The organism is Amycolatopsis sp. NPDC059021 (assembly GCF_042739895.1).
Taxonomy (GTDB): Bacteria; Actinomycetota; Actinomycetes; order Mycobacteriales; family Pseudonocardiaceae; genus Amycolatopsis.
This window is the reverse complement of the sequence record NZ_JBHYIQ010000193.1, coordinates 6,371-6,690: the sequence shown is the minus strand read 5'-3', so window position 1 is coordinate 6,690 and position 320 is coordinate 6,371.

Sequence of the window (320 nt, the reverse complement as noted above, 5' to 3'; positions counted from 1 at the left end):
AAATATCGGGCGTATCTCCGTGAGCCTCTGAGCCGCTAACCGACCTAGTGGGGGGGCTCCACCCCCCAAGGTGGCCTTACCGGCATGATTGTCCTCTGTGGATATAGGCCTTGGCAGGCGCGCCGGTAGCGGGGACGCCGGTGTCGCGAACGACGCGTTCGGGACGCTCACCCTGGATCCACCGGCCGGGTATGCGCCCGCCGGGCCTCTTCGCACGCAACATACTCGGCAGCGTCCACAATGCCGTGAAGGCCTCCTTACCGGCGCTGTGGGCCGGGCAAGGGGCGCTAAACTAACCCCCACACACAAAAGCACAACAA